This window comes from Polymorphobacter fuscus (assembly GCF_011927825.1).
Lineage (GTDB): Bacteria > Pseudomonadota > Alphaproteobacteria > Sphingomonadales > Sphingomonadaceae > Sandarakinorhabdus > Sandarakinorhabdus fusca.
This window is the reverse complement of sequence record NZ_JAATJI010000001.1, coordinates 1563528-1583123: the sequence shown is the minus strand read 5'-3', so window position 1 is coordinate 1583123 and position 19596 is coordinate 1563528. Positions and strand designations below refer to the sequence as shown.

At 68.2% G+C, this 19596-nt stretch carries 19 protein-coding genes; 5 read left to right on the top strand and 14 right to left on the bottom strand.

Going from position 1 to position 19596, the window contains the following annotated elements; genetic code table 11:
- Positions 1–91: 91 nt before the first annotated feature.
- The 3 genes from GGQ62_RS07525 to GGQ62_RS07515 are packed head-to-tail and all read right to left on the bottom strand — an operon-like array spanning position 92 to position 2975.
- The gene (locus GGQ62_RS07525) at positions 92–943 is read right to left on the bottom strand and encodes an alpha/beta fold hydrolase (RefSeq protein WP_152578341.1); all 852 of its coding nucleotides are present in this window, start codon (positions 941–943) and stop codon (positions 92–94) included.
- An 8-nt stretch (positions 944–951) separates the two neighbouring features.
- Positions 952–1818, bottom strand: coding sequence for an S-methyl-5'-thioadenosine phosphorylase (gene mtnP / locus GGQ62_RS07520; protein ID WP_152578340.1), 867 nt, complete (start codon positions 1816–1818; stop codon positions 952–954).
- Positions 1815–2975: an alanine racemase gene (locus GGQ62_RS07515; RefSeq protein WP_152578339.1), complete on the bottom strand. Its 1161-nt coding sequence runs from the start codon at positions 2973–2975 to the stop codon at positions 1815–1817. Before GGQ62_RS07515 ends, mtnP begins: the two co-directional genes overlap by 4 nt.
- Positions 2976–3055: 80 nt before the next feature.
- Between GGQ62_RS07515 and GGQ62_RS07510 the strand changes: the two genes are divergently transcribed.
- Positions 3056–4018, top strand: coding sequence for a protochlorophyllide reductase (locus GGQ62_RS07510; protein ID WP_152578338.1), 963 nt, complete (start codon positions 3056–3058; stop codon positions 4016–4018).
- A gap of 153 nt (positions 4019–4171) precedes the next feature.
- Positions 4172–5104, top strand: coding sequence for a sensor histidine kinase (locus GGQ62_RS07505; RefSeq protein WP_243446673.1), 933 nt, complete (start codon positions 4172–4174; stop codon positions 5102–5104).
- A 19-nt stretch (positions 5105–5123) separates the two neighbouring features.
- Here the strand turns inward: GGQ62_RS07505 and GGQ62_RS07500 are convergent, their stop codons facing one another.
- The 5 genes from GGQ62_RS07500 to GGQ62_RS07480 form a co-directional block, all read right to left on the bottom strand.
- Complete coding sequence (locus tag GGQ62_RS07500) at positions 5124–5420, bottom strand: hypothetical protein (protein WP_152578336.1); 297 nt, start codon at positions 5418–5420, stop codon at positions 5124–5126.
- A gap of 98 nt (positions 5421–5518) precedes the next feature.
- Entirely contained in the window at positions 5519–6811 is a 1293-nt protein-coding gene (locus GGQ62_RS07495) for a Coenzyme F420 hydrogenase/dehydrogenase, beta subunit C-terminal domain (RefSeq protein WP_243446672.1), read from the bottom strand.
- A complete protein-coding gene (locus GGQ62_RS07490; protein WP_243446226.1) occupies positions 6808–7854 on the bottom strand; it encodes a lipocalin-like domain-containing protein in 1047 nt (348 codons plus the stop codon). The genes GGQ62_RS07495 and GGQ62_RS07490 overlap by 4 nt, the downstream gene beginning before the upstream one ends.
- An 11-nt stretch (positions 7855–7865) precedes the next feature.
- Entirely contained in the window at positions 7866–10418 is a 2553-nt protein-coding gene (locus tag GGQ62_RS07485) for an FtsX-like permease family protein (RefSeq protein ID WP_243446225.1), read from the bottom strand.
- Positions 10415–11089, bottom strand: coding sequence for an ABC transporter ATP-binding protein (locus tag GGQ62_RS07480; RefSeq protein WP_243446671.1), 675 nt, complete (start codon positions 11087–11089; stop codon positions 10415–10417). Before GGQ62_RS07480 ends, GGQ62_RS07485 begins: the two co-directional genes overlap by 4 nt.
- 260 nt (positions 11090–11349) lie before the next feature.
- Between GGQ62_RS07480 and infC the strand changes: the two genes are divergently transcribed.
- Positions 11350–11874, top strand: a complete 525-nt coding sequence (gene infC / locus GGQ62_RS07475; RefSeq protein ID WP_152578333.1) for a translation initiation factor IF-3 — start codon at positions 11350–11352, stop codon at positions 11872–11874.
- A 146-nt stretch (positions 11875–12020) separates the two neighbouring features.
- Here the strand turns inward: infC and GGQ62_RS07470 are convergent, their stop codons facing one another.
- Together GGQ62_RS07470 and rlmN are read right to left on the bottom strand one after the other, a co-directional pair.
- Positions 12021–12587 (bottom strand): GNAT family N-acetyltransferase, encoded by a 567-nt coding sequence (locus tag GGQ62_RS07470; RefSeq protein WP_152578332.1) that lies wholly within the window; start codon positions 12585–12587, stop codon positions 12021–12023.
- On the bottom strand, positions 12578–13858 hold the full coding sequence (gene rlmN, locus GGQ62_RS07465; protein WP_152578331.1) for a 23S rRNA (adenine(2503)-C(2))-methyltransferase RlmN: 1281 nt from the start codon (positions 13856–13858) through the stop codon (positions 12578–12580). The genes GGQ62_RS07470 and rlmN overlap by 10 nt, the downstream gene beginning before the upstream one ends.
- Positions 13859–13939: 81 nt before the next feature.
- Between rlmN and GGQ62_RS07460 the strand changes: the two genes are divergently transcribed.
- Positions 13940–14332, top strand: a complete 393-nt coding sequence (locus GGQ62_RS07460) for a DUF4174 domain-containing protein (protein WP_152578330.1) — start codon at positions 13940–13942, stop codon at positions 14330–14332.
- 39 nt (positions 14333–14371) lie between these two features.
- Here GGQ62_RS07460 and GGQ62_RS07455 read toward each other — a convergent pair whose 3' ends face one another.
- Positions 14372–15145 carry a glucose 1-dehydrogenase gene (locus tag GGQ62_RS07455; protein ID WP_152578329.1) on the bottom strand — a complete coding sequence of 258 codons (774 nt, stop codon included), beginning with the start codon at positions 15143–15145 and terminating at the stop codon, positions 14372–14374.
- 268 nt (positions 15146–15413) lie between these two features.
- Between GGQ62_RS07455 and GGQ62_RS07450 the strand changes: the two genes are divergently transcribed.
- Positions 15414–17978, top strand: a complete 2565-nt coding sequence (locus GGQ62_RS07450; RefSeq protein WP_243446224.1) for a TonB-dependent receptor — start codon at positions 15414–15416, stop codon at positions 17976–17978.
- 213 nt (positions 17979–18191) lie between these two features.
- On the opposite strand, the gene ccmE is transcribed toward GGQ62_RS07450, so the two are convergent.
- Genes ccmE through GGQ62_RS07435 form a run of 3 tightly spaced genes read right to left on the bottom strand, consistent with a single transcriptional unit; the run spans position 18192 to position 19540 of the window.
- Complete coding sequence (ccmE, locus tag GGQ62_RS07445; RefSeq protein WP_194163393.1) at positions 18192–18620, bottom strand: cytochrome c maturation protein CcmE; 429 nt, start codon at positions 18618–18620, stop codon at positions 18192–18194.
- 25 nt (positions 18621–18645) lie between these two features.
- Positions 18646–18801 (bottom strand): heme exporter protein CcmD, encoded by a 156-nt coding sequence (ccmD, locus tag GGQ62_RS07440; protein ID WP_152578326.1) that lies wholly within the window; start codon positions 18799–18801, stop codon positions 18646–18648.
- Positions 18802–18811: 10 nt separating this feature from the next.
- Positions 18812–19540 (bottom strand): heme ABC transporter permease, encoded by a 729-nt coding sequence (locus GGQ62_RS07435; RefSeq protein WP_152578325.1) that lies wholly within the window; start codon positions 19538–19540, stop codon positions 18812–18814.
- Positions 19541–19596: the final 56 nt, after the last annotated feature.

Sequence of the window (19596 nt, the reverse complement as noted above, 5' to 3'; positions counted from 1 at the left end):
CTCCGGCGGCTGGGGCCTTGGCCCCAGACCCCGATTGCGGAAGTGTAGCGCATAATCGAAGAATCGAGGTCTGGGGCCAATGGCCCCAGTCTTACCCCGCAACCGCCAGGATCGCCGCTCGTACCGCATCGCCGCGTTCCAGCGGCACGAAATGCGTCGTTCCCGCCAGCCGCTCTGCGGACCGGCAGCGGGGATGCGCGGCGAATATGGCGAACTCCGCGGGCGGCACGGTCGATCCGGTTTCCCCGGCGATGAGCGCGAACGGGCGGTCGAGCGCGGCAAGGGCGGCTTCGATGCCGTGACTGACGCCGCGAAAGGTTGCCGCTTCCCAGGCCGGGGCACAGGCAAGCGTGACGCCATCGGCCGTCGGGCGCAGGCCATCGGCGAGATAGGCGTCGAGGTCCGCGTCGCTCCAGCTGCGGAAAACGCCGCGGCCGGCATAGGCCGCGCGCGCGGTGGCGACATCGGGAAAGTCGGCACGGCGTTTCGCCGCCTGATCGGCCATCGGGTTGGCAACGATCGCATCTCCGGCGGCGCGGGCGATTGCGAACGGCACGAAGGGCGGATCGACGAGGACGAGGCCCGCGACGCGATCCGAATGCGCGGCAGCGGCGAGCAGCGAAACGGCGCCGCCCATCGAATGGCCGGCGAGCAGCCATGGCGCGGCGGGAGCGACCGCATCGGTGACGGCAACCAGGTCGGCGGCGACATCATCCCAGCGGACGTGGTCACCGACGGGGCCGCCCGGTGAATGGCCATGGCCGCGCGAATCGCTGGCGACGATGTGGAAGTGGTCCGCCAGCGGCGCGAGCAGACGCGCGTACAGCCCGCTGTGCATCCCGGTGGCATGGGCGAAATGCAGCCAGGGGGCGCCGGCGGGCGCGATATCCCAGACCAGTGCGGAGCGCGGGCCGGCCGCGGTGGCGAGTTCGATGCGGTGCATGGGCGTCCTCAGCAGCGCGAAACACGCGCCAATATGGCGTCGAGGCGGGCGATGGCGGCGGGGTCGCGGGCGTCGGGCGCGGTGATGATGGCGGTGTCGAGGATGGTGTCGATCGGCGAGGCCGGGCGTTCCGCCGGCAGGTTGCGGACCAGGTTGACGATGGCGGCGCGGGCGGTGTCGGCGTTGCCGGCCATGACGCGGAGTATCTCCGACACATCGACATCGCCGCCATCGTGCCAGCAGTCATAATCGGTGACCATGGCGAGCAGGGCGTAGGGCAGTTCGGCCTCGCGGGCCAATTTGGCCTCGGGCATCGCGGTCATGCCGATGACGCCGGCGCCCCACGACCGGTAGAGCCGACTTTCGGCGCGGGTGGAAAATTGCGGGCCTTCCATGGTGAGGTAGGTCGCCGGGCTGTGGACGGTGGCACCGGCGGCGCGCGCCGCAGCGAGGGCGAGGCCGGTCAGGCGCGGGCAGACCGGGTCCGCCATCGGCACATGGGCGACGAGGCCGGATTCGAAAAAGGTCGAGGGGCGGGCGCGGGTGCGATCGATGATCTGGTCGACGGCGACGAACTCGCCGGGCGCAAAAACTTCGCTGAGCGAGCCGACCGCCGAGACGGCGAGCACGTCCGTGCAGCCGAGGCGTTTGAGCGTGTCGATATTGGCGCGGGCATTGACCAGGTGCGGCGGCACGCGGTGGCCGCGGCCATGGCGAGGCAGGAAGGCGAGGGGGATGCCGGCAATGCTGCCGGTCAGCACGGCGTCGGACGGGGCACCCCAGGGGGTTTCGACGGTCACCCAGCGGGGGTTTTCCAGGGCATCGAGGGCGTAGAGGCCCGAGCCGCCGATGATGCCGAGATGCCAATGTGTCATGAAGTCCTCCGGGCGTCGATGGCCCAGCGTTGGAGATGGCCGGCCTCGTCGGCGACCCAATAGGCGTCGTGGAGGGCGACGGTGGGATCGACATGGCCGGGTTGCAGCCACACGATGGCGCCTTCGCGCGGGGTATCGGCGGGGCGGCCGCTTGTCGCGTCGATGCTGGCAACGCTTTCGCCGGCGGCGAGGCGGTCGGCGAAGCCGGGGTGGGTGATGGCGCCATGTTCGTCGCCCATGCTGCGCCAGCGGCTGCCGGGGGCGGCGCCGGCGACGACGCGGGGCGGCGGGCCGTCGCTGTGAAATGCCTTCAGCCCGGCGTCGCAGGTGACCAGCGGCACATGGTTGGCCGAAACGACCGTGGCGGCGAGGAACAATGCCGGCTGGAACGGCCATTCGCCTTCGCCGGCACCGGCGTTCGTATAGTCGACGTCCATCAGCGCATAGCTGCCGGCCTGGATTTCGGTGAAGACGCCGCCGGCGATATCGAGGCTGTAGGTGCCGGTGCCGCCGCCGCTGACCTGCGGCGGCGGCAGGCCCGCGGCGCCCAGTTCGGCGACGAGCGCCCGCAGCTGCGCGGTGAAGGCGGCGTTGGCGGCGGCGCGGCCGTTGTCGTGGTTGGGGGCGTGCTGCAAATGGCCGGCATAGCCCTGGATGCCGCCGAAGCGCATGTTCGGTGCGTTGGCAATGGCGGCGGCGAGCGCCGGGGCGTCGGCAATCGCGACACCGGCGCGGTGGAAGCCGGGGTCGATATCGACGAACAGGTCGAACCGGCCACCGCTGGCGACGGCGTTGGCGAGCTGCTGGTGCGAATCGATGACGGCGCTGATGCGGGTGGCGCTGGCCAGCGCGGCGAGACGCGGCCAGCCCCAGGGCGGGGTGGGCGCCGTGATCATCAGGTCGGCGATACCCGTAGCAGCATAAATTTCCGCTTCCCCCACCGTCTGGCAGCACAGGCCGATGGCGCCATGGGCAACCTGCAACTGCCCGAGCGCGGCGCATTTGTGCATCTTGCCATGGGAACGGAGGCGAACGCCGCCGGCGCTGCAGGCCGCCTGCATGGCGGCAAGGTTGGCATCGAGCGCGGCGCGGCGGATGACGAGGGCCGGGGTCTGGGGCGGCGTGACCCGGGCAAGAAAATCGGCGAGCGGCTGCATCGGGCCAGCGTTCGGGCAGCGCGCGGCGCGCGTCAAGCCGTAGGGTTGCGGAGGAGAAATGGTTGCGCCATGCGTGCGCCATGGACAGAACCGAGCCGAAAACCGTCATCGTCACCGGTGCCTCGTCGGGCGTCGGGCTGTGGAGCGCCAAGGCGCTGGCCGATCTTGGCTGGCATGTGGTGATGGCGTGCCGTGACCTGGCCAAGGCAGAAGCGGCGGCGGACGCGACCGGCATCGCCACGGACCGGCGGAGCCTGTTGCCTATCGACCTTGCCAGCATGGACAGCGTGCGCGGCTTCGTGGCGGATTTTCGCAAGACGGGCCGGCGGCTCGACGCGCTGCTGTGCAATGCCGCCGTCTATCTGCCGCGGCTGACCGAGCCGATGCGATCCCCCGAAGGTTATGAGATCAGCGTCGCCACCAATTATTTCGGCCATTTCCTGCTCGCCAACCTGCTGCTGCCCGATCTGCAGCGGGGGGTGGCGCCGCGGCTGATCACGCTCGGCACGGTCACGGCGAATTCGGAGGAGTTCGGCGGCAAGGTGCCGATCCCCGCGCCCGCCGACCTCGGCGACCTGGCCGGTCTGGAGGCCGGTTTTCGCGCCCCTGTGGCGATGATCGACGGCAAGGCCTTCAAGCCCGGCAAGGCGTACAAGGACTCCAAGCTGTGCACGATGATCATGAGCCGCGAACTGCACCGGCGGTTTCATGCCGACACCGGCATCGTCTTCAACACGCTCTACCCCGGCTGTGTTGCCGACACGCCGCTTTTCCGCCACGCGCCGGCGGCCTTCCGGACGATTTTTCCGTGGTTCCAGAAGAACATCACCAAGGGCTATGTCAGCCAGCCGCTGTCCGGCGAACGCGCCGCGCAGGTGGTGGCGGATGCCGGCTTTGCAGCATCCGGGGTGCACTGGAGCTGGGGCAACCGGCAGCGCGCCGGGCGCGAGGCATTTTCGCAGCCGCTGAGCGCGCGGGCAAGCGACGCGGCCCGCAACGCACGGCTGTGGGACCTGACGGCGAAGCTCACTGGGCTGGCATGACCATGTTGCGCCGCACAATGCGGACTGGATTTGTTCCACAGGGTCACCTATGCCGTGCGGGCCATTTGTAATGGCCGTTGAGGGTGAATGGTTCGTTTCGCGCAAATAGGCAGATATGTTCGCCGGGGTGCGGGATTTCGCTATGGTTTCGGCGTGGCGGCTTTTGCCATTGCCCTGGCGCTTCGGCTGAGCCTCGATCACGCGCTGCCACCGGGATTTCCGTTCCTCACCTTCTTCCCGGCGGTGATCGTCACGGCGTTTCTGGCCGGCACGCGGCCGGCAATCGTCTGCGCTGTGCTGTCGGGATTGGCGGCCTGGTATTTCTTCATCCCGCCGATCGCCAGCGTGGCGCTCGACAGGTCGACGGCGTTCGCGTTGGGATTTTATATCTTCATCGTCAGCGTCGATATCGCATTGTTTCACTTCGTGGCGCTTGCCGCCGACGAACTGCGCCGCGAACGCGAAGTCACGGCGCGGCTGTACGACCGCCAGCGGACGATGTTCCAGGAATTGCAGCACCGCGTCGCCAACAACATGAATTTCGTCGTCTCGCTGCTGCAACTGCAGAAGCGCATGGTGGCTGCCGATCCCGCCAATGCGTCGGTGGCACTGGAAGAAGCCACGTTGCGCATTGCGATCATGTCGCGCGTCCACCGGCGCCTTTACGACCCGGTGTCGAACGAGCTTCCCATCGGCCAGTATTTCCAGGACCTGTGCGCCGACCTGCTGGAGATGACCGGCACTCCGCATGTCGATTGCCGCGTCGAAATGGTGCCGGTGACGCTCGACATCGACCGGATGATGACCCTGTCGCTGCTGGTCACGGAGGTGGTGACCAACAGCCTGAAACATGCCTTTGGCGGCCGGTCGGACGGTACGATTCGGCTGTCGCTGGCGCATGGCGATCCTGGCTGGCTTGTCCTGACGATCGTCGACGATGGCTGCGGTCTGCCGCCGGGCAAAGAACTTGCCACGCGCAAGGGCCTGGGGACACTGATCGTCGCGGGTTTTGTCGGTCAGCTCGGCGGCACGCTCGATGTCGATGGCAGCCGGGGGATGACGACGCGACTGGTGTTTCCCGCCTGAGGTCTTGGCGCCCGGGGAGTTATCGCGCCGCCTTGTAGCGTGTGCGGACGATCTCCATTTGCGCCCGAGACATCAACGTGCCGTTGACGATCACGCGTTTTGCGAACGGCCACGACAGGGTCCATAATGACGAATTCTGCGTGATCTCGACCCGGTGGTCGCGTCCGGCGGCGTATGCGCTGCATGCACTGTTGACAGCCTCGACAAAGGCCGGGGCGGTTGGTGCCGCGACGCAAAGGCCCGGCAGGTCCGACCGTTCGACCTGCCACATGCCTGTTGGAATGTCGTAGCGTCCGGTGACCTTGTAGGTTTCCATGGCTCGCCCTCGCTGCTGGCAGGACAGGAAACGATATCCCATTGCGAAATGCAATCGCGTTGCCGGCGAGACCAATGGCACCGGAACACAGCCATTGCTTACGCGGTTTCGACGTTGCTCTGGATGCCAGCCGGCGCTGGCATGACTTCAGGCGGCGGGACGTGCCGTTCGGCTTCGGTCGGCACCAGCCCGTAGGGCGACACCAGCGCCCAGACGTGGTCGGGGACCATGTTCTTCACCATCGCCGGCTTTTCGCGGCGCAGGTGGAGGATGGTTTCGATCGCCTTCATCTCCACCCGGGCGCGGCCAAATTCGAGGCCCTTGGGGCCGACGATCGGCATCAGCCAGCCGACGATCGGCCGCACCCATTTCGGCATGCGGCGCAGCGGCAGGCCGCCGGCGGCACGCTCGGTGTTGGCCATGAAGCCCTTCACCGGCCCGGCGCGCTTGCCCGAATCGGCCGGGGCTTCGGTCTTGAGCTCGTCGCCGAGCAGCGCCACGAGTTCGGCGCCGCGGTCGTTGCGGACGACCAGCCATTGTTCGCCGGTGCCGGCCATATAGCCGACGGTGATGTCGGCCAGCGTGTTGGTGTAATCGACGCAGGTGCGGCAGGTCAGGGGGAAGAAGTCGGGGCGCAGGTCCGACAGCGGCAGCATCAGGAAGGGGATGGCCTTCACCCGGCCATCGCTGAAGCGCAGCTCGACATGATAATCGGCGCGAAATTCGAGATAGGTGATGCTGTCCGGATCGTCGGAGAGCAGCGCGAGGAATTCGTGGAAGTTGGCGGTGGTGGTGTTGTCCGAACAGGGCGTGCCGATGACGTAGATCCGGTCGAAGCCCAGGCTGGCCTCCAGCCGGCGCAGGGCGTGGACCTGGCAGGGGATGCCGATGATCGCGACGCGCTTGTGGCCGGCGGCGCGGGCGGGTTCGAGCAGGGCTAGCAGCGGCGCATAGCCCATGCGCATGCCGCGGACCTGCGCCATCCCTTCGGCCCTGGTGACGATGACGGGGACGGGCTTCCATTTGTCGTGCGGGTCCGGGGCCATGGTGAGGACGGCATCGACGGCGCCCGATTCGAGCAGTTTTTCGGCGATGCGGGTGGTGATGCCGGTCCATTGCGCGCCGGGGATGGGCGCCTTGAGCGAGGCGCGGAACATGGCCTGATAGGGGCCGAAAAAGGCCTCGTCGGGGCGCTGCGGGTCGCGCGTGCGCCCGTGGATGCGGGCCTCCAGCGCGGGATAGTCGGGCTTGATGAACTGGCAGGCGGCGCCGCAATCCTGCGGGGTGGCGGTGCGCGAGACGCCGCAATCGGTGCACAAGCCGCGCGGGGCGGGCGGGGCGAGGGGCGGGGTCCAAAGGGGTTCGGTCGGGGTCATGGGTGCCTTGTTCACATTTTCAGCGGCGCCGCATAGCCGGTCATTTCAAGATAGCCGCGGCCACCGGGAACGGTGACGGCGCCTTCCCAATAGACGGGGCCGCCGCCGCGGCGGCTGTCGAGCTCCTGGTCGTCGAACAGCGGCGTGATGGCGAGGACGCGATCGCTGCCGTTCAGCCGCACGACGACCTGCGGCGCCACCGGGTAGAGTGCGCCGGTGCGCGGCGAGCGCCAGCGGCGGCCGGGGCGGAAGCGGACGTCCGCTGGCCGCAATTTGGTCTGGCGTCCGGCCTTGTCGCGATAGGAGCCGCCGGCCCAGACATCCGCGCCCGCCTTGTCGCGGACGCGGAACAGCGTCAGCGCGCCGCCATCGTCCATGTTGAGGCCCAGCCAGTCCCAGCCCACGGCGCGCGGGTTGAGCAGGGTGGAGGACCATTCGCGGTCGAGCCAGGCGGTGCCGGTGACGGTGGCCGGCGTGCCATCGCGCGTCAGCGTGCCGCCGACGCCCAGGTGGGGCAGGCTGTAATAATGGCTGGCCTCGCGCGGGTCGGGGCCTTTCTGGCTATAGCCGGCGTCGCCTTGGAGGATCGCGGCCTGGCCGGGGGTGAAGACGAGGTCGAGCGCGAAACCGTCGCCGGCGACATGGGTGGTGAAATTGCCATCGGCGCGGCGTCTCAGCGTCCAGTCGTCGAGGACGAGGTCGGTGTCGGTGGTGCTGGCCTGCGCCAGGCCGAACCCGGCGCGGGCGATGCGCTGGGCGTGGCGCAGCTTGCCCGCTTTGGGGTCGGACAGGGCGGCATGGGCAAACAGGATCTGGCGCGGCGCGAATCGGCTGGGGTTGGCGGGGTCGGTCGCCAGCTTGCTGCGGAAGAAGGTGACCTGGAAGCCGAGGTTTTCGCCGGCATCGGTTTTCAGCCAGCCAGTGACATACCACCATTCGGTACGGAAATCCGGGTGGGCGCCGTGATCGCGGGGGAAGGAGATGGGCGTGGCCGGGGTCACGGGGGTGTAGGTCGGGGCGGCAGCGCCCAGCAGCATGGCGAAAAGCGCGAGAAACATGCGGATCGCCATCACCAATCGTCCCGTACTGCCCGAACCGCGTCGGCGGACAGGGCGCGGCGACCGGCAATGACCGCCGTGCCGGCGGCGGCAGCGACGAGGGCCATGACGAGCGCGCCGAACAGCCCCCAGGGCAGTTGCGTGTCCATCGTCCAGTGGAACGACTGCGGGTTGACGACATGGATAAGGACCTGCGCCATCACCAGTCCCAGCCCCAGCCCGGCGATGACGCCGACCAGGCCGAGCGCGGCGCCTTCGGTGGCGAGCATCGCCATGATCTGGCGGCGGCGGACGCCGATGTGGCGCAGCATGCCGAATTCCCGCTTGCGCGCCAGCGTCTGCGCCGAAAAGGTCGCGGCGACGCCGATCAGGCCGATGACGATGGCGATGGCTTCCAGCGCATAGGTAACGGCAAAGCTGCGGTCGAAGATCGCCAGCGCCATGGTCCGCATCTGGCGCGGTTCGGCGAACAAGGTCTGCGGCGCCAGCGCTGGCGGCAGGTGGCGGCGCAGCGCGGCGATGGTGGCCGCCGCGTCGGCACCGGGGGCGAGGGTGACGGCGGCTTCGGAGGTGCTGGCGTCGCCGGTCAGGCGCGCAAAGTCGGTATCGGCGATGGCGATGGCGCCGAACTGCCGGGCATAGTCGCGCCAGACGCCGGCCACGAACACCGGGCGCGCGGCGCCGCCGAGTGGCAGGCTGGTGCGGTCGCCGGGCTTCAGGCCATAGAGCCAGCCCATCGGTTCCGACACCCAGATGGCGGTGGCGCCGGCGGGAACGGCGACGCCGGGTCCGATCAGCGGCATCGATGCACCGGGGTCGGCCGGGTCGATCGGCTGGGCGCTGAGCATCACCGCGGGGCGGTCGGGGGCGAGGCGCAGCGGCAATTGGCGGACGAAGGCGATGCGGGCGACGCCGGGGGTGGCGGCAAGCCGGGCCTGTGCGGCGCGATCGAGCCCCCCGGCCTCCGCACCTTCGACATGGAGATAGATGTCGGACGGCAGCACCGCCGTCAGCCAGGCATCGACCGAACCGCGAAAGCTGGTCACCATGACCGCCATGGCGACCATCAGGCTGGTCGAGGCGACGATCCCGCACAGCGCCACCGCGGCCTGTTCCGGCGCGCCCCACAGACGCCGCACGGCAAGGTCGATGGCGGGTGGCCAGCTGGCGCCCTGCAGCGGCGACAGCAGGGCACGCGCCAGCGCCGGCATCACGGCGATGCCGCCGGCGAGGATGAGCGCCATGGCGGCATAGCCGAGCAATGGCAGCCCCCAGAGCGGCGGCCCGAGCGCCGCGAGCCCGCCGGCGGCGATGAGGGCGACGCCCGGCAATGCGCGTGGGCGGTGGCGCGGGTCGGTCAGGTCGCCGGCGGCCTTCAGCGCCACCGCCGGCTGGGCGCGGCCGGCGGCACGGGCGGGAACGAGGCTGCTGGCGACCGCCACCGCAATGCCGAGGCCGGTATAGGCCAGTGCGGCGAGCGGTGCGAAGGCGAGGTGGGCGGTCGCGCCGCGGAAATAGCCGCCGCCAAGATCGCCGCCCAACCGGGTGACGGCAAGGTCGGCAAGGCCATAGCCGAGCAGGATACCAGCGAGTGCGCCGACAAGGCCGATGAGGGCGCCTTCGATGACCAGTTGCGCCACCAGCGCGCGGCGCTGCAGCCCGAGAACGCGCAGCAGCGCGAACTGCGACCGGCGGCGGGCGACGGCGAGCGATTGCGCCGAATAGACCAGGAAGCCGCCGGTGAGCAGCGCCACCATCGCCAGCATCTCGAGGTTGACGCGATAGGCGCGCGACAGCGATTCGCTGCGCTGGCCCTCGCTGGCGGCGGAGACGAGCTCGGCGTCGGCGGGCAGGACGCGGGCGATGGCGGCAGCGGCGGCGCCGCGGTCGACACCGGCCTTCAGCTTGATGTCGATGCGCTGGAGGCGGCCAAGCTGCCCGAAGCGCCATTGTGCGTCGGCGATGTCGATGACCGCCAGCGCCTGGTCGTCTCCTGCACCGGACAGCAGGCCGGCGATGGTGAAATGCCGTTGCCGGCCGGCGGCGACGAGGCTGGTGCGGTCCCCGACCTTGGCGCCGAGGCTGGCGAGCGCCGCGCGCGAGACGAACAGGGCATCGGGGTCGAACGGACGCGGCGCGCCGACGCTGCCGAGCGGTGCGCCGACGAGACTGGGAGTGACGGTGACGGCGCGCAGCACGTCGAGCCCGAGCAGGGTGATGCGGCCGCTGCGATCCGCGACGGTGCGCTCGCGACCGCCGGCGCTGGCGGCCAATTCCACCACCGGGCTGGCGGCGGCGACTCCGGGCAGGCGGGCAACGCGCGGGTACAGGCCTTCATCGAAGCCGGCGGGGGTGGCGGCGTGGACCTGCAGGTCGGCGGCGCCGTTGACCGTGCTGACGGCGCTGGCGAAACTGTCGAGGGCCGAACGATTGACGAGATGGACGGCAAAGCCGAGCGCCACCCCGACGGCGATCGCCAGCGCGCCGATGATGGCGCGGCCGGGATGGGCACGCCATTCCCCGGTGACCATCCAGCGCGCCGCGACGGGCAGAAGCGCGGTCAACGCGGCGTCAGCCCCGCGGCCCCCAGCGCCAGCACGCGGTCGGCGACGGCGGCGGCGCGGTCGCTGTGCGTGACGATGACGGTGCCGGCGCCCGATGCCCGGGTTTCGGCGATGAACAACGCCAGCACGCGTTCTGCGGTTTCGGGATCGAGGTTGCCGGTGGGTTCGTCGGCGAGGATCAGCGACGGGGTGTGGATTAGGGCGCGCGCGATGGCGATGCGCTGCAGCTCGCCGCCCGAAAGCTGGGCCGGAAAGTCGCCGCCACGGTCCCCGAGCCCGACCTTGGCCATCATCGCCTGGGCGCGCGGCAGGGCGGCGGCGGCGGGACTATCGGCAAGCACCAACGGCAGCGCGACATTCTGGGCAAGGGTGAGGTGGGGCAGGATATGAAAGGCCTGGAAGACGAAGCCGATATGGTCACGGCGCAGCCGCGTGCGGGCGTCGTCGCCCAAGGCGGCGAAGTCGTGGCCGGCGATGGCGATGCGTCCGGAATCGGCGGTGTCGAGCCCCGCGACAAGGTTGAGCAGGGTCGATTTGCCGACGCCCGATTCGCCCATGATGGCGACGATTTCCCCAGGCGCGACGGCGAGCGACAGCCCGGTGAACAGCTGGCGGCCGCCGGGCACCGCCTTGCCGAGGCCGGTGACCGACAGCACGGGCGCGGAGGACACGGGCGCTGGGAACACGGGCGCGGAAGACTTTGGTGTCATGGCAGGGAGATAGCGCAGCCGCGCCGGCTTCGCATCAGGGTGTGGCAACATGGTTGCTGGCGCGATGGTCGATGGCGCGTGTTGTAGGCCTTGGGCGCTGTGCCCGTTTTGCGTCACCCATGGCAAAATGCGCAGGCCACCTTTCGAAATGCGCGATAAAGCGTTACATCGCGTTCAGCAACGCCACAGGAGACACTGCCATACCAACCCCCCCACGCCGCATGATGAACGCTCCCGCGCCGATGAACGGTCCGCGTTATGACGAGTTCATCACCGTTCCCAAGGTTCGGGTCATCGACCAGGACGGGGAAAATCTGGGTGTGCTCTACACCAAGGAAGCCATTGCGACGGCGCATGAGGCGGGGTTGAACCTCGTTGAAGTGTCCCCCGGTGCCGATCCGCCGGTGTGCAAGATTCTCGATGTCGGCAAGTTCAAGTACGAAGCGCAGAAAAAGGCCGCTGCCGCGCGCAAGAACCAGAAGACGCAGGAGATCAAGGAGATCAAGATGCGTCCGAACATCGACGACCATGATTATGATACCAAGATGAAGGCGGTTCAGCGCTTCATCGAGGAAGGCGACAAGGTCAAGTTGACGCTGCGCTTCCGCGGCCGCGAGCTTTCGCATGGCGAACTCGGGCTGGCGCTGCTGGAGCGGGTGCGCGACGATTCGGCCGAATATGCCAAGGTCGAGCAGACGCCGAAGATGGAAGGTCGGCAGATGTTGATGGTGATAGCTCCTCGCTAAAGCGAGGAGCGGGCGCGGCCGAGCGCAAGGCTTCTTGCGCGCGGACTCGCGCATCACCCGGCCGGCGGGGCGGCGGCGCCTTCCGCCGCCGAACCCGTCCGACGCCAGCACGGGCTTTGCCCGTGCCCCTTCCCTTCCCTCGCTCCCTAAAACACAATCCGAAACCGCAGCGCCTCGCCGCCGCCATAGGCCGGCAGCTTTTCGAAGCGATCGACCAATCGCCCGCTATTGGCCACTACGACCTGCTGGCACGCCAGGTTGTCGACATTCGTCGTCAGATCGACATGCGCCAGGCCGTGCCGGCGCGGTTCATCGAGAAACAGCGCCAGCGCGCGGGTGGCGTGACCTTGCCCGCGCCGCCACGGCACCACGGCAAAGCCGACATGACCCAGCACATGGTCCGGCAGCGCCGCCGTTCCCGGCTGCCAGCGAAAACCGATGCTGCCGCAAAAGCCATCGGACCAGATCCAGCGCGTAAGGCTGGGCAGGCGCGGCACCGTGCTGCCATCGGGCAGGCGGATCGGCGGGCCGGCGGCCCCGGGATCGTCGAGCAAGGCAAGAAAGGCCGCGGGGTCCGCAGCGATGGCCGCCAGCTGTTCCGCGGCGGCGGCGGCGCGGGTGTTGTCGGGCGACCAGCCGCGTTCGAGTGCGGCGGAATATTCGGGCAGGTCTGTCGCCGCGGGCACGCGCAGCGACGTCGCCGTCAGACCCATTCGGCTTCCTTGGCGGCCGCGCGCCGGGCCAGTTCGGCGCGGCTGACGATCTCGCTCGCCGATTTGAGCTGGCCGCAGGCTGCCATGATGTCGCGCCCGCGCGGACGGCGGATGGGGGCGGAGATGCCGGCGGCGAAGATGATGTCCGAAAAGGCCGCCACGCGTTCGGGGGTGGAGGTTTCGTAGATCGAACCCGGCCAGGGGTTGAAGGGGATCAGGTTGACCTTGGCCGGCAGGCGATATTTGCGGATCAGCCGGACGAGTTCATGGGCGTCCTCGTCCCGGTCGTTCTTGTCCTTCAGCATGATATATTCAAAGGTAATGCGCCGGGCGTTGTTGGCGCCGGGATAGGCGGCGCAGGCGGTCAACAGCTCCTCGATGCCATAGCGCTTGTTGATCGGCACGATCTCGTCGCGGATTTCCTTGGTGACGGCGTGGAGCGAGACGGCGAGGTTGACGCCGATCTCGGTGCCCGCCCGCGCCATCATCGGCACCACGCCCGAGGTCGACAGGGTGATGCGGCGCTTCGACAGGCCGAGGCCGTCGCCGTCCATGACGATGGCCAGCGCGTCGCGGACATTGTCGAAATTGCACAGCGGCTCGCCCATGCCCATCATGACGATGTTGGTCAGCATGCGGCCTTCGGAGGTATAGTTGCTGCCCGGCTGGTTGTGGCCGGGGATCCACGGCCGCTCGTCGTCATCGTCGTCGGTATCGGGCAGCGCCGGCAGCGAGGCGGTGCCGTTCGGCCATTCGCCAAGGGCATCACGGGCGAGCATGACCTGGCCGACGATTTCCGCCGGCGTCAGGTTGCGCACCAGCCGCATCGTGCCGGTGAAGCAGAAGCGGCAGTTGAGGGTGCAGCCGACCTGGCTGGAGACGCAGAGCGTGCCGCGATAGGCGTCGGGGATGAAGACGCATTCGGCTTCCTCGCCATCGTCGAAGCGCAGCAGCCATTTGCGGGTGCCGTCGACCGACACCTGGGCGGTGACGATTTCCGGGCGGCCGACGACGAAATGCTGGTCGAGGAGCGCGCGGGTATCCTTGGAGATATTGGCAAAGGCCGAAACCTGCGTGGCACCGCGCTGGTAGATCCAGTTCCAGACCTGCGACACGCGCATGTTCGCCTGTTTTTCGGGGATGCCGACGCCGATCAGCGCCTCGCGCAGCTTCGGCCGCGACAGGCCGAGCAGGACGCGCTTGCCATCGGGCCGCGGCGGTGCCTGCCGACGCGGGACGGTGTGGGGGTCGAACTGGCCGGGGATCTGCATGGTGCAGCATATAGGGGAGGAGGACGGCGGAAGAAAGGCGGGCGGGCGGGAGCGCCGGCGCGGGCGGGGCGTTGCGAAGGCATGACGATGATGACCCTGATGCTGGCAATCGCGGCGGCGGCCGCACCGCTGCCGCCGCTGGACGCGCTGCGCTGGCAGCAGCGGGTGCTGCTCGTCTGTGCGCCGACGGCCGATGATCCGGCGCTGGCGCGGCAGCAGGAGATTGTCGCCGGCATGGCCGGTGACGCGGCGGAACGCGACCTGGTGCTGGTGACCGTCGCCGGCGACCGGGTGACGGGTGCGGGCGATACGGCAGCGGCGTTGCGGCGGCGGTGCGGGGCGGCGCGCGGCTTTTCGGCGGCGCTGATCGGCAAGGACGGCGGGACGAAACTGCGCGCCCGGGGGCCGATTGCAGCGGCGCAGCTGGTGGCGGTCATCGATGCGATGCCGATGCGGCGGGGTGGTGGGGGCTGATCTGTCGGCAAGACGCGCGGGCCGAACCGCCCATCGGCCTCACATCGCCGATATGCCGCCATCCACATACAGCCCATGCCCTGTCACCATCTTGGCTTCGTCCGACGCCAGATAGACGGCGGCCCAGGCGATGTCGTCGGGCTCGCCGACTGCGCCGAGCGGGATCTGCCGGCCGAGCTTGGCAAGACCCTCTTCGCGGCCGAGGTGGCCGGTGAGGGCATCGAGGATCGGCGTGTCGATGAAGACCGGGTGGATGCTGTTGCAGGTGATGCCATAGCGTTGCTTGGCGCAGTGCAGCGCGACCGATTTGGTCAGGTGGCGGACGGCCGCCTTGGCGCTGTTGTAGGGGGCGCTGTTGTGACCGGCGATGACACCGGCGATCGACGAGATGTTGACGATCGACCCGCGCACGCCGGTGTCCCGGACCGTGCGCGCCATCAGCGGCAGCGCCAGCTTGCAGCCGAAGAAGACACTGTCGAGGTCGATGGCATGGACACGGCGCCAGTCTTCGAAGCTGGTCGCCTCGACGGTACTGCCCGCCGCGATGCCGGCGTTGTTGACAAGGATGTGGAGGCCGCCGAAGCGGTCCTCGGTAAAGGCCAGCGCCGCCTCCCACGCGGCGATGTCGGTGACGTCATGACCGATGCTGGCGGCGGCGTCGCCGATCTGCGCGGCCTGTGCGGCGGCGCCGGCGGCGTTGATGTCGGTCAGCACGACGCGGGCGCCTTCGGCGGCGAACTTGTGCGCCATGGCGGCGCCCAGTCCCTGCGCCGCACCGGTGATGAGGGCGATCTTGCCGGCCAGGCGGTTCATGTCATGGGCTCCCGTTTGTTGCGGGCACCATGGCGGCGCCGGCGGCCAGCGGCAAGTCCCGGCCGGTGTGGTGGCAAAAGCACAGACGCGGAATTCTTGATGGTGGCGCCGGGCGGCTCCATTGGCGACCGGGAATGATTGTTCTACCCATGAGGCCAACAAATAATCGTGCCGAAATCGGCGCGAAAACAAGCGCGAAAACTCTGGGGAGTCATCGATGAAGAGCATCTGGTTGGTGTCGGTTGCGTCCCTTGCGATTCCGGCGGCCATGGCGCCTGTCGCCGTGCAGGCGCGCCAGGCAGCCAACACCACCGCGGCCGCCCCCGTCGATGCCAACGAGATCATCATTTCGGCGACGCGGCGCAACCAGGTGCTGTCGGACGTGCCGATCGCGGTCAGCGCCATCAGCGCCGAACAGCTGCAGAATTCGGGCGGCACCGATATCCGCCAGCTCAACCAGCTGGCACCGTCGCTGCTGGTGTCATCGGCGACCAATGAATCAAACGGCGCGGCGCGCATTCGCGGCGTCGGCACGGTCGGCGAGAATGCCGGGCTCGAATCGTCGGTCGCGGTGTTCATCGATGGCGTCTATCGCAGCCGCACCGGCGTCGGCCTGACCGACCTTGGCCCGCTGGAGGGCATCGAAGTGCTGCGCGGGCCGCAGGGCACGTTGTTCGGCCGCAATGCGTCGGCGGGCCTCATCAACATCACCACGGCGCTGCCGCAGTTCGATGCCGGCGGCCAGGCCGAGGCGACCTATGGCAATTTCAACAACATCCGGTTGATGGGCAGCCTGACCGGACCGATCAACGACAAGGTCGCCTTTCGCATCGACGGCGTCTTCAACAAGCGCGACGGTTTTCTGACCGATGTGGTGTCGGGGCGCGACCTCAACAACCGCGACCGTTTCCTCGTTCGCGGCCAGTTGCTGCTGAAGCCCAATGACGACCTGACGGTCCGGCTGATCGGCGATTACAACCAGAAGAACGAGGAATGTTGCGGCGCCGCGATCATTTCCCCCATCCGCGGCCTGTCGCGCAACCCGGCCACCGGCGAAGTCATCATCGGCGCCAACGGTATCGCCAATCTGGTCACCAGCCTGGGCGGCATCTACCGCACCGCCACCAATGGCGATGCCTATGTCTATGAAACCTCGATCACGCCGGGCGTGAACTTCAACCAGCGCACGCGCGACTGGGGCGGGTCGGCCGAGATCAACTATGATTTCGGCGGCGCGACGCTGACGTCGATCACCGGCTATCGCGAGTTCAAGAACCGTGCCGGGCAGGATGGCGACTTCAACCGGATCGACCTGCTGGCGCGCAGCGACCAGAACCGCAAGTTCCAGACCTTCAGCCAGGAACTGCGCCTGCAGGGCAATGCCTTCAATGACCGCCTCGATTACCTGATCGGCGGCTATTATTCGAAGGAAACGCTGCGCACCGACGACGACCTGAAATATGGCGCCGATTTCGAACGCTATTACAACGCCCAGCTCGCGGCATCGACGGGCCTGCCGAACACCCTGCAGACCTTCGCCAATGCCATCGGCTATGTGACGCCCGCCGGGCAGAGCCTGCTGAACGGCACCGGCATCGTCCAGGGCGGCTATTTCAAGCAGAAGAGCACCAACTATGCCTTCTTCACGCATAACGTCGTCAGCCTGGTGCCCGACAAGGTCCTGCTGACGCTCGGGCTGCGCTACACCAACGAAAAGAAGGACCTGGAAAGCGTTTTCCTGTCCAACAACAATTTCTGCGGCGCCGTGCGGCGCTTCAACGGCAATCTGGGCGGCCTGGCGGCGTTGCGGCCGACGGTGACCAGCGTCGCCTGCGTCATCAACAACACCGCCGGCCCCGGTTTTGCCGCCGGCAGCGACGGCACCCAGCGCCGGGAGAACAAGCTGACCGGCACCGCCGTGCTGTCGGTTAAGCCGATCGACGAGGTGCTGGTCTATGGCAGCTATTCGCGCGGCTACAAGGCGGGCGGGTTCAACCTCGACACCTCGGCGCTCAACGCGCTGGCGCCATCGGCGCAGACGTTGCAGTTCGCGCCGGAAACGGTCGATGCCTTCGAACTCGGGGCCAAGCTCGACCTGCGCGAATTCAAGCTCAACGCGGCGCTGTTCTACCAGAAGTTCGATGACTTCCAGCTCAACACCTTCAACGGCGTCAATTTCGAAGTTGCCAATATCGAAGGCTGCAGCGTCGACCTGGGCGGCCGCGATCGTGACCTGATCGCCGGCAATTCGCAGTGCACCGGGAAGCGCAAGGCAGGGCTGATTTCCAAGGGTGTCGAGCTCGAAGCCTTCATGTTCCCGACCGACGACATCACCTTTGCCGCCGGCATGACCTATACCGACACGCGCTATGCCGACCAGCTGGCCGGTTTCAACGGGCTGTCGCTGGCACCGACGCTGTTCCAGCTGCCCGGCCAGCGCCTGTCGAACTCATCGGCCTATGTGGTGACGGGCAGCGCGTCATGGACGCCCAAGATCAACGAAACGCTGTCGGCGCTACTGTATTTCGACATGCGGTACAGCTCGGCGCTCAACACCGGGTCCGATCTCGACATCGAGAAGGTCCAGCCCGGCTTTGCGGTCGCCAATGCCCGTATCGGCCTTTATGGTCGGGACCGGATCTGGGGCATCGAGCTGTGGTCGCAGAACCTGTTCGACGCCGTCTACCAGCAGGTCGCGGCGGATGCGCCACTGCAGGGCAGCGGCACCTTCAACGCCGTGGCCCGCGGCCTGTCGGCGACGGCGAACCAGGTGTTCGTGACCTTCCCCGCCGAACCGCGGACGTTCGGGGTTACGGTCAGGACGAAGTTTTAAGCGCAGCGCCGCGCGCGCGTAGCGCGTCGCGACGCGCCGACAGGCGCAAGCTCGGCCAGCGCGGCGGACAGCCTTGCTGGCCGATAGCGTCTGACGTCAGCATGGGCTTTGCCCATGCCCCTTGCCTTGCTTGCTCACCCATCAAAGAAAATGCGCGGACAAAGCCCGCCGTCCGGCTTTGCGCCTGTCGGCGCGTAGCGCCCGCGCGGCGCTTCAGCTCACCCTGCCCTCGGTTTTGCGCATCGCCCCCGTCACCTCCGGCGGCATATATTTCTCGTCATGCTTCGCCAAGATCGTCTCGGCGGTGAACATGCCCGACGCCGGGTCGATCTTGCCTTCGGCGATCACGCCCTGGCCTTCGCGGAACAGGTCGGGGAGGATGCCGGTATAGGTAACCGGCAGCGTCCGGGCATTGTCGGTGACGACGAAGGTCACCGTCTGGCCATTGCGGACCAGCGAGCCCTTCTCGACCATGCCGCCCAGGCGAATGGCGCTGGTCGGCGCGGGGATGCCGGCAAGGTCCGACGGGGCATAGAAATAGGTCGCCTTGTCGCCCAGCGTGGAGAACGCCAGCGCGCCGGCGCCGCCGAGTGCCACCATGGCACCCACGACCAGCCACAGCCGCTGGGTCTTGGCCCTGATCCTCATTGGTCGCCTTTCACTTCGGTCACCGACGTTTCATCGTGTCGGCGCGCTTTTCCGCGCTGCGCATGCTGGTCCAGGCCCAGACCAGCAACGCCGCCATGCCACCGATGGTCAGGATGTAGGACGGCCAGATGTAGGATGCCCACAGATCGGCCTGGTGGACGACGCCGTCGATCATGCCCGTTTCCTCATGCGATCGCTTCCGCCAGCCGGCGCGAGCGCGCCTCGACGCGCTGTTCGGCGATCATGGCGCGCATCCGCATCAGCACGATGGCGGCAAACAGGAAGGTGAAGCCGGCGACCGACAGCAGCAGCGGCCGCAGCATCTCCGGCGCCATGGCGGATTTCGCCGACAGCACGCTGATGCTCGACCCCTGGTGAAGCGTGTTCCACCATTCGACCGAATATTTGATCACCGGCAGGTTGATGGCACCGACCAGCGCCAGGATGGCAGCGCCCTTGCGCTCGCCGCCCCGCTCCCCCTCCGACGCCGACAGCGCCAGATAGCCGAGATAAAGGAACAGCAGGACGAGCATCGAGGTCAGCCGGGCATCCCATACCCAATAGGTGCCCCAGGTCGGCTTGCCCCAGAGTGAACCCGACATCAGGCAGATGGCGGCGAAGGCCGCGCCGGCCGGCGCGATGGCGCGCGCGGCGATGGTGGCGAGCGGGTGGCGCCAGATCAGCGCGGTTGCCGAGGCGATGGCGAGCCCGAGATAGCCCCCCGACGCCAGCCAGGCCGCGGGCACATGGACGTACATGATGCGCACGCTTTCGCCCTGCTGATAGTCGGGCGGCGAGGCGAACAGGCCGATATAGAGACCGGCACCGGTGAGGATGAGGCCGAGCACCAGCGCCAGCGGCGTCGCCACGCGAGCGATGCGCAGGAACCGCGCGGGGTTGGCAAAGCGATGCATGTCGCCGCGCTTTTAGCATGCAGCGCGCGTGGGGGAAGGGGGCGCGTTGGCGCGGT